Origin of the sequence: Pseudomonas sp. 14P_5.3_Bac1, assembly GCF_025466135.1 — a bacterium.
Taxonomy (GTDB): Bacteria; Pseudomonadota; Gammaproteobacteria; order Pseudomonadales; family Pseudomonadaceae; genus Aquipseudomonas.
Map to the genome: position 1 here is coordinate 12,239 of NZ_JANLOF010000087.1, position 13,330 is coordinate 25,568.

At 61.8% G+C, this 13,330-nt stretch carries 13 protein-coding genes; 6 read left to right on the plus strand and 7 right to left on the minus strand.

Going from position 1 to position 13,330, the window contains the following annotated elements; genetic code table 11:
* The first annotated feature begins 7 nt into the window (after nucleotides 1–7).
* Complete coding sequence (locus NTD89_RS26055) at nucleotides 8–385, plus strand: hypothetical protein (protein WP_262210442.1); 378 nt, start codon at nucleotides 8–10, stop codon at nucleotides 383–385.
* A 145-nt stretch (nucleotides 386–530) separates the two neighbouring features.
* Here NTD89_RS26055 and NTD89_RS26060 read toward each other — a convergent pair whose 3' ends face one another.
* Entirely contained in the window at nucleotides 531–740 is a 210-nt protein-coding gene (locus tag NTD89_RS26060) for a cold-shock protein (protein WP_032891681.1), read from the minus strand.
* Nucleotides 741–921: 181 nt separating this feature from the next.
* Between NTD89_RS26060 and plsB the strand changes: the two genes are divergently transcribed.
* From plsB to NTD89_RS26075, 3 genes are read left to right on the plus strand one after another with little or no spacing between them, the layout of a single operon-like run.
* A complete protein-coding gene (gene plsB, locus NTD89_RS26065) occupies nucleotides 922–3,441 on the plus strand; it encodes a glycerol-3-phosphate 1-O-acyltransferase PlsB (protein WP_262210443.1) in 2,520 nt (839 codons plus the stop codon).
* 51 nt (nucleotides 3,442–3,492) lie between these two features.
* The gene (locus NTD89_RS26070; protein WP_262210444.1) at nucleotides 3,493–3,888 is read left to right on the plus strand and encodes a YbaY family lipoprotein; all 396 of its coding nucleotides are present in this window, start codon (nucleotides 3,493–3,495) and stop codon (nucleotides 3,886–3,888) included.
* 29 nt (nucleotides 3,889–3,917) lie between these two features.
* Nucleotides 3,918–4,607 carry a DUF4197 domain-containing protein gene (locus tag NTD89_RS26075; RefSeq protein WP_119738730.1) on the plus strand — a complete coding sequence of 230 codons (690 nt, stop codon included), beginning with the start codon at nucleotides 3,918–3,920 and terminating at the stop codon, nucleotides 4,605–4,607.
* A gap of 65 nt (nucleotides 4,608–4,672) precedes the next feature.
* Here the strand turns inward: NTD89_RS26075 and NTD89_RS26080 are convergent, their stop codons facing one another.
* From NTD89_RS26080 to NTD89_RS26090, 3 genes are read right to left on the minus strand one after another with little or no spacing between them, the layout of a single operon-like run.
* A complete protein-coding gene (locus tag NTD89_RS26080; protein ID WP_145161828.1) occupies nucleotides 4,673–5,269 on the minus strand; it encodes a LysE family translocator in 597 nt (198 codons plus the stop codon).
* 2 nt (nucleotides 5,270–5,271) lie between these two features.
* Nucleotides 5,272–8,337 carry an efflux RND transporter permease subunit gene (locus NTD89_RS26085; RefSeq protein ID WP_262210445.1) on the minus strand — a complete coding sequence of 1,022 codons (3,066 nt, stop codon included), beginning with the start codon at nucleotides 8,335–8,337 and terminating at the stop codon, nucleotides 5,272–5,274.
* A 6-nt stretch (nucleotides 8,338–8,343) separates the two neighbouring features.
* Nucleotides 8,344–9,447: an efflux RND transporter periplasmic adaptor subunit gene (locus NTD89_RS26090; protein ID WP_262210446.1), complete on the minus strand. Its 1,104-nt coding sequence runs from the start codon at nucleotides 9,445–9,447 to the stop codon at nucleotides 8,344–8,346.
* A gap of 93 nt (nucleotides 9,448–9,540) precedes the next feature.
* On the opposite strand from NTD89_RS26090, the gene NTD89_RS26095 reads away from it, so the two are divergent.
* Complete coding sequence (locus NTD89_RS26095) at nucleotides 9,541–10,176, plus strand: TetR/AcrR family transcriptional regulator (protein ID WP_242194319.1); 636 nt, start codon at nucleotides 9,541–9,543, stop codon at nucleotides 10,174–10,176.
* A 115-nt stretch (nucleotides 10,177–10,291) separates the two neighbouring features.
* On the opposite strand, the gene NTD89_RS26100 is transcribed toward NTD89_RS26095, so the two are convergent.
* On the minus strand, nucleotides 10,292–11,074 hold the full coding sequence (locus tag NTD89_RS26100; RefSeq protein WP_145161817.1) for a class I SAM-dependent methyltransferase: 783 nt from the start codon (nucleotides 11,072–11,074) through the stop codon (nucleotides 10,292–10,294).
* Between the two features lie 96 nt (nucleotides 11,075–11,170).
* Between NTD89_RS26100 and NTD89_RS26105 the strand changes: the two genes are divergently transcribed.
* Nucleotides 11,171–11,791: an energy transducer TonB gene (locus NTD89_RS26105; RefSeq protein ID WP_262210447.1), complete on the plus strand. Its 621-nt coding sequence runs from the start codon at nucleotides 11,171–11,173 to the stop codon at nucleotides 11,789–11,791.
* A 3-nt stretch (nucleotides 11,792–11,794) separates the two neighbouring features.
* On the opposite strand, the gene NTD89_RS26110 is transcribed toward NTD89_RS26105, so the two are convergent.
* Together NTD89_RS26110 and NTD89_RS26115 are read right to left on the minus strand one after the other, a co-directional pair.
* A complete protein-coding gene (locus tag NTD89_RS26110; RefSeq protein WP_262210448.1) occupies nucleotides 11,795–12,493 on the minus strand; it encodes an extensin family protein in 699 nt (232 codons plus the stop codon).
* 3 nt (nucleotides 12,494–12,496) lie between these two features.
* Nucleotides 12,497–13,324, minus strand: a complete 828-nt coding sequence (locus NTD89_RS26115) for an isocitrate lyase/phosphoenolpyruvate mutase family protein (RefSeq protein WP_262210449.1) — start codon at nucleotides 13,322–13,324, stop codon at nucleotides 12,497–12,499.
* Nucleotides 13,325–13,330: the final 6 nt, after the last annotated feature.

A 13,330-nucleotide genomic window follows, 5' to 3' on the forward strand; every position in this document is an offset into this window, starting at 1 on the left:
AACATCCATGCGCCAACCTGATATCGAGATTTACCTGAAGGACGCCGACGTCGACCACAAAGCCATCGCCGCCTGGCTGGGCGCCGCGCTGGGCCCGTGCACCGACTGGGTCCAGAAGGGCCAGACCTACAAGTGCAAGGCCGGCAACGTGCCCGTCACCTGGCTGCCCAAGGCCGTAGGCAAATGGAACAGCCTGTACCTGGAAAGCGACCAGACCCCGTGGCACGACGACATCGCCTGCGCCCGCGCAGCCTTCGCCGCACTCAACGTTGAAGTGCGTTGTGCGCCGGGTACCTGGGTGGAGGAAGAAGGTGAGGAAAGCGCCGACACCTGGATTCGCATCAGCGTGGACGGTGAAGAACAGATCACCTGGAAAACGGCTTGATCTAAACCTGCGAACCCGATCAATGTGGGAGCTGGCTTGCCTGCGATGCAGGCACCTCGGTCTGTCAATCAGACCGCAGTGATGCAATCGCAGGCAAGCCAGCTCCCACCGTTGATTGGGTTATCAAGGCCGGATGTGGTCTGTGTTACAACCCCACCACATCCTCCGCCTGCAACCCCTTCTCGCCGGTCACCACGGCGTATTCCACCTGCTGGCCCTCGGCCAGTGAGCGGTGACCATCACCGCGAATGGCGCGGTAGTGCACAAACACATCCTTGCCGTCCTCGCGTTGTATAAAGCCATAGCCCTTTGCATCGTTGAACCACTTCACATTGCCGGTTTCGCGCGTTGCCATCAGTTTTGCTCCCACATGCTTTTTATTGTTGAGTCAGTCGCATTGAACTGCCGAGTATAAGACAGGCTCAAAAACGATCAACTCAAGTTTACATCGCCGCTTTTTTGCCGATTTTCGGCGAATACGGCACACTACCCGCCCGAGCGCCTGCTCGGTTTTTCCCACTTGAAGCAGCACGCCTATGACCCGCTCTCCGTTCCGCCGTCTGGTGTTTGGCACCTTGCGCCGACTGTTGTACCTCTGGGTTCGCTCGGAGACGATCAACCAGTCGTCCCTAACCCTTAACCTCGACCGCAGCCGGCCGGTGTTTTACGTCCTGCAATCGCCCTCCCTTACCGAACTGGCCGTGGTCGATACCGAGTGCACCAAGGCCGGCTTGCCGCGCCCGGTGCTGCCGGTCTCGGTAGGCCCGCAGATCGAACCCGCCGCGTTCTTCTACCTCACGCCCGAGCCGGATTGGCTCGGCCGTCAGGACAAGCGCGGCGCGCCGCCGACCCTGACCCGGCTGGTCAACACCCTGACCGAACACGCCGAAGAGAATGCACAAATCATTCCGGTCAGCGTGTTCTGGGGCCAGTCGCCCGAGAGCGAGTCCAGCCCGTGGAAACTGCTGTTTGCCGACAGCTGGGCCGTCACCGGGCGCCTGCGCCGTTTGCTGAGCATCCTGATCCTGGGTCGCAAGACCCGCGTGCAATTCTCCGCGCCTATCAACCTGCGTGAATTGATCGAGCACAATAAAGGTCACGAACGCACCGTGCGCATGGCCCAGCGCATCCTGCGGGTGCACTTTCGCAACCTGAAGACCGCCGTGATCGGTCCCGACCTTTCGCACCGGCGCAACCTGGTCAAAGGCCTGGTGAACATGCCGTTGGTGCGCCAAGCCATCAGCGAAGAGGCCGAACGCGAGAAAATCTCCCCGGAAAAAGCCAAGGCCCAGGCCTTGCGCTACGGCAACGAGATCGCTTCGGACTACACCTACACCGCGATTCGCTTCCTGGAAGTGGTGCTCAGCTGGTTCTGGAACAAGATCTACGACGGCATCAAGGTCAATAACATCGAAGGTGTGCAAAAGGTTGCCCAGGGTTACGAGGTGATCTACGTACCGTGTCACCGCAGCCATATCGACTACTTGCTGCTGTCCTACCTGCTGTTCAAAAACGGCCTGACCCCGCCGCACATCGCCGCCGGTATCAACCTGAACATGCCGGTGATCGGCAGCCTGCTGCGCCGGGGCGGTGCGTTTTTCATGCGCCGCACCTTCAAGGGCAACCCGCTGTACACCTCGGTGTTCAACGAATACCTGCACACTTTGTTCACCAAGGGCTTTCCGGTGGAGTACTTCGTCGAAGGCGGACGCTCGCGTACCGGGCGCATGCTGCAACCCAAGACCGGGATGCTGGCGATTACCCTGCGCAGCTTTTTGCGCTCCTCACGCATGCCGATCGTCTTCGTGCCGGTGTACATCGGCTATGAGCGCGTGCTGGAAGGCCGCACCTACCTCGGCGAGCTGCGCGGCGCGAGCAAGAAAAAAGAGTCGATCTTCGATATTTTCAAAGTGGTTGGCGCGCTCAAACAGCGCTTTGGCCAGGTCGCGGTCAACTTTGGCGAGCCGATCAAACTGGCCGAGTTCCTCGACGCCGAGCAACCCGACTGGCGCGCCCAGGAGCTGGGCCCGAACTACAAGCCGGCATGGCTCAACGAAACCACCAACCGCCTTGGCAAGCTGGTGGCGCGTCACTTGAACGAAGCCGCCGCGGTCAACCCGGTGAACCTGGTGGCCTTGGCGTTGCTGTCCACCACACGCCTGGCGCTGGATGAACAGGCCATGGCGCGCCAATTGGACCTGTACCTGGCGCTGCTGCGCCGCGTGCCCTACTCACCGCACACCACCTTGCCGGAAGGCGATGGCCTGGCGCTGATCAAGCACGTCAAGGACATGCACCTGCTGTCGGAGCAGAGCGACGCCCTGGGTAAGATTTTGTACCTGGACGAGCAACATGCCGTCCTGATGACCTACTACCGCAACAACGTGCTGCACATCTTCGCCCTGCCGGCGTTGCTGGCGAGTTTCTTCCAGAGCAGTTCGCGCATGAGCCGCGAACAAATCCTGCGCTACACCCGTGCGCTGTACCCGTACCTGCAATCGGAGCTGTTTATCCGCTGGTCGCTGGATGAGCTGGACGCGGTGGTCGACCACTGGCTGGAGGCGTTTGTCGAACAAGGCCTGCTGCGCTTCGAGAATGAGGTGTACCTGCGCCCGGCACCGAGTTCGCGGCATTTTGTGCTGCTGACGCTGCTGTCCAAGAGCATCGCCCAGACCCTGCAACGCTTTTACATGGCGATCTCGCTGCTGCTCAACAGCGGCCAGAACACCATCAGCGCCGAAGAGCTGGAAGACCTGTGCACGATCATGGCTCAGCGCCTGTCGATCCTGCATGGCCTCAATGCCCCGGAGTTCTTCGACAAGAGCCTTTTCCGACATTTTATCCAGACGTTGCTGGAGCAAGATGTGCTGCGTCGCGATGAGGCCGGCAAGTTGAGTTATCACGACCTGCTCGGTGAGTTGGCCGAAGGTGCAGCCAAACGCGTGCTGCCTGCCGACATTCGTTTGTCGATTCGCCAAGTGGCGTTGCACCGCGTCGATGGCGCAGCCGAAACGCCGACCGAACCCGAGCCGGTAAACGCTGAAGAACGCCGCTAGATTGAACGAGGCGCCGGGCGGTTTCCGGCGCCGTTGAAAAGGAGCTGTACCATGAAAAAGATCATCCTCCTGGGCCTGACCGCCCTGCTCGGAGCCTGCCAATCCATGACCCCCAAGGCCAGCCTCGACGGCGAAGTGTTCTACCTGCAACGCATCGCGCTGCCGCCCGCCGCCACCTTGAGCGTCAGCCTGCAGGACGTGTCCTTGATGGACGCTCCGGCCGTGACCGTCGCCGAACAGAAAGGCCCGGTCAAAGGCCAGGTGCCGCTGCCATTTCACCTGAGCTACGACCCGGCACAGATCAAACCGGGCCACACGTACTCGGTCAGCGCTCGCATCGAGCTCGATGGCAAGCTACTGTTTATCACCACCGAGCGGCACGCCGTGCAACTCAACGGCCAAGACCCACAACCAATGCGTCTGCGGGTTGATGCGGTCTCACACTGATTATTCCCAGCTTGAAAAAGGAAGCGCCCATGCTCCGTAATTCTCTTCGCCTCACCGCCCTGTGCGCCGGCCTGCTGCTTGGCGCCAACGCCATGGCGGTGTCACTTGGCAGCCTGTCCCAGGGCGACGCCAGCGGCGGCCTCAAGGATGCACTGACCCAAGGCGCACAAATCGCCGTGAAACAACTGGGCGCGCCCGGTGGCTTCAGCAACAACCCGCAAGTGAAAATCGGCCTGCCCGGCAAACTCGGCAAAGTCGCCGACAAGCTGAAAATGTTCGGTATGGGTGATCAGGTCACGCAGCTCGAAACCAGCATGAACAAAGCGGCAGAAACCGCCGTGACCCAGGCTCAGCCGATCCTGGTCAATGCGGTGAAGAACATGAGCGTGACCGACGCCAAGGGCATCCTCACCGGTGGCCAGGACTCGGCCACTCAATACCTGAACAAAAGCAGCCGCGAAGAGATTCGTGCCAAGTTCCTGCCGATCGTCAAGGCCGCCACCGACAAGGTCGGCGTCGCCCAGCAATACAACGCCCTGGCCGGCAAGGCCGCAGCGTTTGGCGCGGTTGATGCCAAAAGTGCCAACGTCGAAAGCTACGTGACCGAACAGGCGCTGGACGGCCTGTTCAAGATGATCGCGCAGCAGGAAGAAACCATCCGCAAGAACCCGGCCGCGGCTGCCACCAGCCTGGCGAAGAAGGTGTTCGGCGCCCTGTAAACGCTGGCAGTAAACCTTCAATCACTGCGCCAAGGCCGCTGTTCACGGGCCTTGGCGCAGTTGTTTCAGCCCTGGATAACCGCCTGCGCCAACCGCCCAAGCATGAGCGTGGCGAAACAACAAATCGCCACGGATGCCGCGCGGTTGATCTTCAGCGGCGTGAGCCACGTCTTCTGAATCCCTTCAAAGCGGCTGCCCAGCACGATCCAGGCAGACCCCACCGGCACCACCACCAACGCCAGCGTGGCCATGAACCCGGCATAGCCCTGCAACGATGCAAATGCGCTGAGCGGGGCGATGAACGAAACGATCAACAGGCCTTTGGGATTCATCACGGTGAGCCAGAAAAAATACACGCCAGAGAAGCGGTCACGGGTCGAATCGATGGCGCTGTGTTTGCGTTGCCACAGCTTGAACGAGACATACAGCAGGTAGCAGCCCGCCGCCAGTTGCGTGGTTTTCAACGCCCACGGCGAATGCGCCGCCAGATACAGCCACGCCACGCCCCACACCGAGACCTGCAACAGGTACGCCAGGCACTCGACCAGCGCCAGCGTCCACGACGCCCGATAGCCGAACAACACCCCGGCACGAAACAACAGGGTGTTGGTCGGGCCAGGGGCAAGCAGCAACAACAGTAGGGCTGAAACAGTGGCCAGCATGATTACGCGACGTCCCTCCTCACTCGGAACCACGCAGCATACAGGGCCGGCAGGAACAACAGGGTCAACGCCGTCGCCACAATCAACCCGCCCATGATCGCCACGGCCATCGGCCCGAAGAACACGCTGCGTGACAGTGGAATCATGGCCAACACCGCCGCGAGCGCCGTCAGCACAATCGGGCGGAAGCGTCGCACGGTCGCTTCAATGATCGCTTGCCAGGGTGTCAGGCCGGCCTTGATGTCTTGCTCGATCTGATCGACCAGGATCACCGAGTTGCGCATGATCATGCCCGACAAGGCGATGGTCCCGAGCATGGCGACAAACCCGAAGGGCTGGCGGAACACCAGCAGAAACAAAGTCACGCCGATAAGGCCCAGCGGAGCCGTCAGAAACACCATCGCAGTGCGTGAGAAGCTGCGCAGTTGCAGCATCAGCAAGGTCAGGACCACCACGATAAACAGCGGCACGCCGGCCTTGACCGAATTCTGGCCACGCGCAGAGTCTTCAACGGTGCCGCCGACCTCCAGCAAGTAACCTTCCGGCAGTTCGGCGCGCACGCCTTCAAGGGTCGGCAGGATCTGCTGGACCAGGGTCGCCGGTTGTTCCTTGCCATAGATGTCGGCGCGCACAGTCACCGTCGGCAGGCGGTTGCGGTGCCAGATAATGCCCTCTTCGAAGCCGTACTCAAGGGTGGCAATCTGCGACAGCGCAACGCTTTTGCCGTTGTCGGTCGGCACGGCCAGGCTTGGCAACAACGACAACTCGGTGCGCTCGTGCACGGTGCCGCGCAGGAGGATTTCGATCAACTCGTTGTCCTCGCGGTACTGGCTGACGCTTGCACCAGTCAGCGAACTCTGCAGGAACTTCGACACGTTGGCGGTGCTTACACCCAGGGCGCGGGCGCGGTCCTGATCGATATTGAGGTAGACGATTTTGCTCGGCTCTTCCCAATCCAGGTGCACGTTGACCACGTGGGTATTTTCACGAACTTTGGCCGCCACTTTGCGGGCCAGGGCACGGACCTCTTCGATGTGTTCGCCGGTCACGCGAAACTGCACCGGGTAACCCACCGGTGGACCGTTCTCCAGGCGTGTGACCCGTGAACGCAGTTCGGGGAATTGCTCGTCAAGGGTTTCGATCAGCCAGGTGCGCAGGCTTTCACGCTCTTCGATGGTCTTGGCCAGCACCACAAATTGCGCGAAGCTCGCGGCCGGCAATTGCTGGTCCAGCGGCAGGTAGAAGCGCGGCGAACCGGTGCCGACATACGCCACATAGTTGTCGATGCCGGCGTGTTCCTTGAGCAGCGCTTCCAGGCGTTTGACCTGCTCGGCGGTGTTGCTCAGGGACGCCCCTTCAGCCAGCTTGAGATCGACCATCAACTCCAGGCGACCGGAAGCCGGGAAGAACTGTTGCGGCACAAAGCGGAACAGCGCGACCGAGCCGATAAACAACAGCAACGTCAGCACGATCACGGTTTTGCGCCGACGCACACACCATTCAACCAAACGTCGCACACGCTGATAGAACGGCGTGCCGTAGGGATCGGGCCCATCGGTGCCGTGCTTGGCTGCATGAATTTTCGCCAGGTCCGGCAGGAGTTTTTCCCCCAGGTACGGCACAAACACCACAGCGGCCACCCATGAGGCCAGCAGCGCGATGGTCACGACCTGGAAAATCGAGCGGGTGTATTCACCGGTGCTCGATTGCGCAGTGGCTATCGGCAGAAACCCTGCAGCGGTGATCAACGTACCGGTGAGCATCGGGAACGCAGTGCTGGTCCAGGCAAAGCTGGCGGCCTTGAGCCGGTCGTAGCCCTGCTCCATTTTGATCGCCATCATTTCCACGGCGATGATCGCGTCATCGACCAGCAGGCCCAGGGCCAGGACCAATGCGCCGAGGGAGATCTTGTGCAAGCCGATGCCCAGGTAATACATGGTGGCGAAGGTCATCGCCAACACCAGCGGAATCGCCAGGGCCACCACCATGCCGGTGCGCACACCGAGGGAAAAGAAGCTCACCAACAACACGATCGCCAGTGCCTCGGCGAGTACCTGGACGAATTCGCCGACGCTGGTTTTCACCGCGGCCGGTTGGTCCGACACCTTGCGCAGCTCCATGCCTGCCGGAAGGTTCTTCTGCAGGCGTGCGAATTCACCTTCGAGGGCCTTGCCCAATACCAGAATGTCGCCGCCGTCACGCATGGCCACGGCCAGCCCGATGGCGTCCGCGCCCATGTAGCGCATGCGCGGTGCCGGTGGGTCGTTGAAACCCCGGTGGATGTCGGCCACGTCGCCAATGCGAAAGGTGCGGTCACCGACGCGAATCGGGAAATTGCGGATCTCCTCCACCGTCTTGAAGTTGCCGGACACGCGCAACTGCACGCGCTCGGTCGGGGTTTCGAAGAAGCCGGCGGTAGAGACGGCGTTCTGCTCCTGCAACGCCTGCTGCACGGCGGCCAATGGCAGGCCGAGGGTGGCGAGTTTGAGGTTGGATAATTCGATCCAGATTTTTTCGTCCTGCAGGCCGAGCAGCTCGACCTTGCCCACATCCGGCACACGTTGCAGTTGAATCTGGATGCGGTCGGCGTAGTCCTTGAGCACCGCGTAGTCGAAGCCATCACCGGTCAACGCGTAGATATTGCCGAAGGTGGTGCCGAATTCATCGTTGAAAAACGGCCCCTGGATATCCGGCGGCAAGGTCTGGCGAATGTCGCTGATCTTCTTGCGCACCTGGTACCACAAGTCCGGAATCTGCGCCGAGTGCATCGCGTCGCGCGCTATGAAAGTGACTTGGGATTCACCGGGGCGCGAGAAGGAAACAATGCGCTCGTAGTCGCCGGTCTCCATGAGCTTTTTCTCGATACGCTCGGTGACTTGGCGCGAGACTTCCTGGGCCGTGGCCCCGGGCCAGTTGGTCTTGATCACCATGGCCTTGAAGGTAAACGGCGGGTCCTCGCTTTGCCCCAGCTTGGTGTAGGACAGCGTACCGACGACCGCCAGCAGGATCATCAGGAACAGTACGATCTGGCGATTACGCAACGCCCATTCGGAAAGATTGAAACCCATCGGGGACTACTCCTTGTTGGCCGCCAGATTCACCACGCGGTTGGAGCGATCCACCGGGCGCACCTGCTGGCCCTCATGGAGCACATGCACACCGGCCGCAATCACCCAATCGGTGGGGGCCAGACCTTCCAGTACCGGCACGGTTTTTTCACCAAAGGCGCCGATCCGCACCGGCGTGCGCTTGAGCGTGTTGTCTGACTGCACCACCCAGACGTAGGACGCGCCATTCTCTGCACTCAGCGCTGACAGCGGCACCGCCAGCGCAATCACGCCGTCAGCCTGTATGAATACGCGGGCGCTCTGGCCCAGCTCGGCCGGGACTTTGCCGCCGGTGAAGGCAACCCGGGCGGCAAAGGTGCGCGATTTTGGATCGGCAGCCGGCGACAGTTCACGGATACGCCCGGCAAAACGTTGGTCGGGCTGACTCCACAACTCAACCGACACAGGCTGGCCGATCTTGAACCGGCCGAAACCTTGCTCCGGCAGGCTGATCAGCACTTCGCGCTCGCCATCGGTGGCCAGGGTGAAGACGGTTTGGCCGGCCGACACCACTTGGCCAACTTCCACCGCGCGCTTGGCGACCACACCGTCCTGGGGCGCGCGCAGCACGGCGTAACCGGCCTGGTTGCTGGACACGTCGAACTCGGCCTTGATCTGCTTGAGGCGCGCTTCACCGGATCGGTAGAGGTTTTCGGAATTGTCGTACTGAGAACGGCTGACCATCTGACGGTCCATCAGGGTCTTGTAGCGATCACGCTCGGCGCGCACCAGGCTCAGGTTGGCTTCGGCGGCGGCCACTTGGGCGCGCGTGGCTTCCAGTTGCAGGCGTACGTCCTGCGGATCGAGTTCGGCCAGCGGTTGGTTGGCCTTGACCCGCTCGCCCTCCTCCACCAGACGTTTACTGACTTTGCCGCCAATGCGAAAGGCCAGGTCCGGCTCATAACGGGCACGTACCTCGCCTGGAAAGCTGTCCATCGCCTGCGCCGAGGGCTGCGGTTGCACCACCATGGCTGGACGGAGGGTGGTGTGGGCCGCTTCTTCATGGCCGCAGGCGGCCAACAGGAAGATCAGGCTGACAGGCAACGCAAGGGGCAGGAAAGTGCTGCGCATGCTGTAGGACCTTTCGCAAATGGAGCTAGGAATAATTATACTGGCCGGTATGTTATTAATACCAAACTCACCAGTCCAGTATTAAAGGTGAAAATGTCCGACAATCCTGTAAACACCAATAGCCCCGGGCGTCCCAAGGACATGGCAAAACGCCAGGCAATCCTCGAAGCCGCGAAGAATCTGTTTTTGAGCAATGGCTACGCCAGCACCAGCATGGATGCCGTAGCAATGGAGGCCGGCGTGTCGAAACTGACCGTCTACAGCCACTTCACCGACAAAGAGACGCTGTTCACTGCCGCCGTCGTGGCCACATGCGAAGAACAGTTGCCGGTGATGTATTTCGAGCTGCCCGCCGGCATGCCGGTGGAAACCGTGCTGCTGAACATCGCACGGGGCTTTCATCGGCTGATCAACAGCGAGGAGTCGGTGAACCTGCATCGCCTGATGATGACCACCGGCAATCAGGACGTGAAACTCTCACAGATCTTCTTTGAAGCCGGGCCGATGCGCATGCTGCAGGGCATGGAGCGCCTGCTCAGCCGCATCCACCAGAGTGGCGCGCTGAGCATCGACAAACCGTTTACGGCAGCCGAGCACTTCTTTTGCCTGCTCAAGGGCACGGCGAATTTCTGCTTGCTGTATGGCTGCGGCGGGCAACTGAGCGAAGAAGCCGCCGAGGCGCATGTGCAGGAGGTGGTGGGGTTGTTTATGCGGGCTTACAAGCCCTAACGCTGGGTGGTGTCTGGACCGGCGCTATCGCAGGCAAGCCAGCTCCCACAGGAGAATGCATTCCAGCATGAGAACACGGTGAACTGTGGGAGCTGGCTTGCCTGCGATGAGGCCCTCAAGGCTTGAGCGCTTTCTTGGGATAAATGTCATACCGGCTCGACTTGCCATCCAACGCATGGCTCGGCTTTGGCCCTTCAATGCACGGCGCCTTGCGTGGACGCTTGACCACCACGCGGTGACTGGCCAAAGCCAAGGCCGCGGCGAGCAACGCCGGTGCGTCCGGGTCATCGCCCACCAGTGGCCGGAACAGGCGCATTTCCTTCTTCACCAGCGCGGTTTTCTCACGGTGAGGAAACATCGGGTCCAGGTAGATCACCTGCGGCGGCTCACCTTCCCAATTGCGCATCACGTCGATGGAGTTGCCCTTGAGCAACTTCATGCGCGCCACAATCGGCGCCACTTCGAAGTCGTCCGCGCCACGCGCCAGGCCGTCTTCGAGCAAGGCGCCGATCAGCGGCTGGCGCTCGATCAGGCTCATCTCGCAGCCAAGGCTGGCCAGCACGAACGCGTCCTTGCCCAGCCCCGCCGTGGCGTCCAGCACGCGTGGGCGCACGCCTTGGGCAATGCCCACCGCCTTGGCGATCATCTGCCCGCTGCCACCGCCGTATAGACGCCGGTGCGCCGCGCCACCTTCGACAAAATCCACGCGCACCGGCCCCGGTGCATCGGGCCCGAGCTGCTGCAGTTGCAGGCCGTGCTCGCCCACTTGCAGGGAAAAATCCGCCTCCTCCAGCTGCACAGGCAGGCCGAGCTGCGACGCCCACTGCTCGGCACGCGCCTGAAAACCTTCGGCCAAAGCCTCGACCCGAATGCGGCTGGCCGCTGGTTGTTCGCTCATCAATCGCTACGCTCAAAAATATTAAGGATCGGCAAACAGCGGCCGATAAAAACAACAGTCAGGTATTTTGCCAGAGCTGAGCGTCGACCGAGAAAAATGTCAGACATTCTTCCCCTAACCATCGGTGTACTGCCGACCCACAACCACTACGGCCTGCGCAATACTCAAGCACTGGCCGGGGTGAGTCATGTGTGGCAGGACTTCTTCGCCCGGGCGCTGGCCGAGCAGCTCGGCGACACGCCGGACGCGCGCGCCGCCAAAGCACCGGCCCCCAGAGACCCGGCGGTAGAACCCAGCGAAGGCGCCGACCTGCTATCGCAGATCCTCACCCAGCGTGAATGCGACGTGAAAGACGCCGAGATCGCCCCGCCGGAACCGCTGTTCCTGCCGATCGCCGAATTCGAAACCGAGTTGCTGCCGCCACCCGCTACGCCGTTCCCGGCGCAAGAAATCGTTGCCCAACAGCGCCAGCAGAACTTTGAAAGTGGCTGGGTGCGCCCGCTGGTGCTGAATGCCGGCCAGCCGCTGCCTGAGCCTGGGCCGGCGCCTGAACCGCAGCCGCTGCACCTGCCCATCGCCGAGTTCGAACTGGACTTGCTGCCGCCGCCCGCCGTGCCTTATCCAAAGGAAGAGCTGGTGGCGCAACAGAAAGCGCTCGACTTCGACTACCACTGGGCGCGCCCACTGATCCTCAACAACCTGCGCCTGGCCGCCTGAGGCTCAGCGACACACTCCCCAACGCCCCATGTCCAGATGGAAGTGGTTGCGATGAGCAGCGTTGTAGTCCGGGCTCAGCACCACGTTGAAATCATCGCAGGCGCCATCGCGCACCTGGCGCAGAAACCGCGCGCTGTCGCCCGTCCCCGGCCAATCCTTGAGCACACTGATGCTGCGCCCATCCGCCAGGCGGAAGCCGGCGATATCCAGCGCATTGGCCGAGGCGTGCTGACTGAGCCGCCCGTCTGCACGGTTATACATATTGCGACAGGCAAAGCTGCCCAGGTGATCGACCCGCGTCACCGCCTGACCAAACACCGCCTGTGCCGCAGGTTGCAGGCTGTGGCGTTCGAACAGGGCAAAGGCGACGGCCAGCGGGCAACTGGCGAGAAAGCTGCTGCTCAAGGCTACGTCAGCGCCTTGTACGCGCAAGACATTGCGCAATGGGCACGCGGCATCAGCCGGGCTGTCGGCCTGATGGCTGACGCGCAAGTCCGAGGTTTTCAGCACCTCATCGCACAGCGCTGGATCATCCTGCAGGCGACCGAGCTTGAAGCGCGTGAGCAGGTTCGGCTTGGCACGCACATCCAGCGGCGCCCAGGGGTTCCATTCGGCAGGCAACGGCACCCAGCCACGCCACACGCCCACTGCGGACACCCCCGCCAGCAACAGCAGCGCACCGCTCACGTTAAGAAAACGCACGGCTCAGCCCTTGAAGAATTGGTTGGCCTGGCTGAATGGCATCTTGCGCTCGGTGAAGGTAAAGGTGCCCAACTGGTAGACCTCCTGCGCGGCGCGGTAGAACTCGCCATACGCCGCCAGCGCCATGGCCGAGCCGACACTGATGCGGCGCACGCCCATCTCGCTCAACTGCGCGACGCTGAGGTTCAAGCCACCGGACATCAACACATTCACCGGTTTCGGCGCGACCGCCCTGACCACCGCCAACACGTCTTCGGCACTGCTCAACGCCGGCGCATAGAGCACGTCGGCTCCCGCCTCGGCGTAGGCCTGCAGGCGGCGAATGGTGTCAGGCAAATCCAGGCGACCATGCAGGAGGTTTTCCGCGCGAGCCGTCAGGGTGAACGCAAATGGCAGACTGCGGGCCGCCGCAACCGCCGCTTCGACGCGCTCAACAGACAAATCAAACGGATAGATCGGGTCGACGGCAATGCCTGTGGCGTCTTCGATGGAGCCACCGACGATGCCCGTGGCGGCCGCGCGCAGGATGGTCTGAGCGCAGCCTTCGGGGGTATCGCTGAAACCGTTTTCCAGATCGGCCGCCACCGGCAGTGCGGTCGCCCGAACGATGGCTGACGCATTGCCCAGCGTGTCCTCCAGCGACAACGCACCTTCCGCATCCGGCCGCCCCAGGCTGAATGCATAACCCGCGCTGGTGGTGGCCAGGGCTTCAAAACCCAGGCTGGCGAGCATGATGGCCGAGCCAGCGTCCCACGGGTTGGGCATCACGAACGCGCGATCACGCTCGTGCAAGGCTTTGAAGGTTTCGGCGCGAAGGGTTTGGGCATCCATGTCTGA

Excerpts from the sequence above, each read along its gene's own strand:
- NTD89_RS26070 (WP_262210444.1), top strand. The coding sequence starts at position 3,493 with ATGAAAAAGATCATCCTCCTGGGCCTGACCGCCCTGCTCGGAGCCTGC.
- NTD89_RS26060 (WP_032891681.1), bottom strand. The coding sequence starts at position 740 with ATGGCAACGCGCGAAACCGGCAATGTGAAGTGGTTCAACGATGCAAAG.
- NTD89_RS26100 (WP_145161817.1), bottom strand. The coding sequence starts at position 11,074 with ATGAGCGAACAACCAGCGGCCAGCCGCATTCGGGTCGAGGCTTTGGCC.
- plsB (WP_262210443.1), top strand. The coding sequence starts at position 922 with ATGACCCGCTCTCCGTTCCGCCGTCTGGTGTTTGGCACCTTGCGCCGA.
- NTD89_RS26115 (WP_262210449.1), bottom strand. The coding sequence starts at position 13,324 with ATGGATGCCCAAACCCTTCGCGCCGAAACCTTCAAAGCCTTGCACGAG.
- NTD89_RS26055 (WP_262210442.1), top strand. The coding sequence starts at position 8 with ATGCGCCAACCTGATATCGAGATTTACCTGAAGGACGCCGACGTCGAC.
- NTD89_RS26095 (WP_242194319.1), top strand. The coding sequence starts at position 9,541 with ATGTCCGACAATCCTGTAAACACCAATAGCCCCGGGCGTCCCAAGGAC.
- NTD89_RS26105 (WP_262210447.1), top strand. The coding sequence starts at position 11,171 with ATGTCAGACATTCTTCCCCTAACCATCGGTGTACTGCCGACCCACAAC.
- NTD89_RS26080 (WP_145161828.1), bottom strand. The coding sequence starts at position 5,269 with ATGCTGGCCACTGTTTCAGCCCTACTGTTGTTGCTGCTTGCCCCTGGC.
- NTD89_RS26075 (WP_119738730.1), top strand. The coding sequence starts at position 3,918 with ATGCTCCGTAATTCTCTTCGCCTCACCGCCCTGTGCGCCGGCCTGCTG.
- NTD89_RS26085 (WP_262210445.1), bottom strand. The coding sequence starts at position 8,337 with ATGGGTTTCAATCTTTCCGAATGGGCGTTGCGTAATCGCCAGATCGTA.
- NTD89_RS26090 (WP_262210446.1), bottom strand. The coding sequence starts at position 9,447 with ATGCGCAGCACTTTCCTGCCCCTTGCGTTGCCTGTCAGCCTGATCTTC.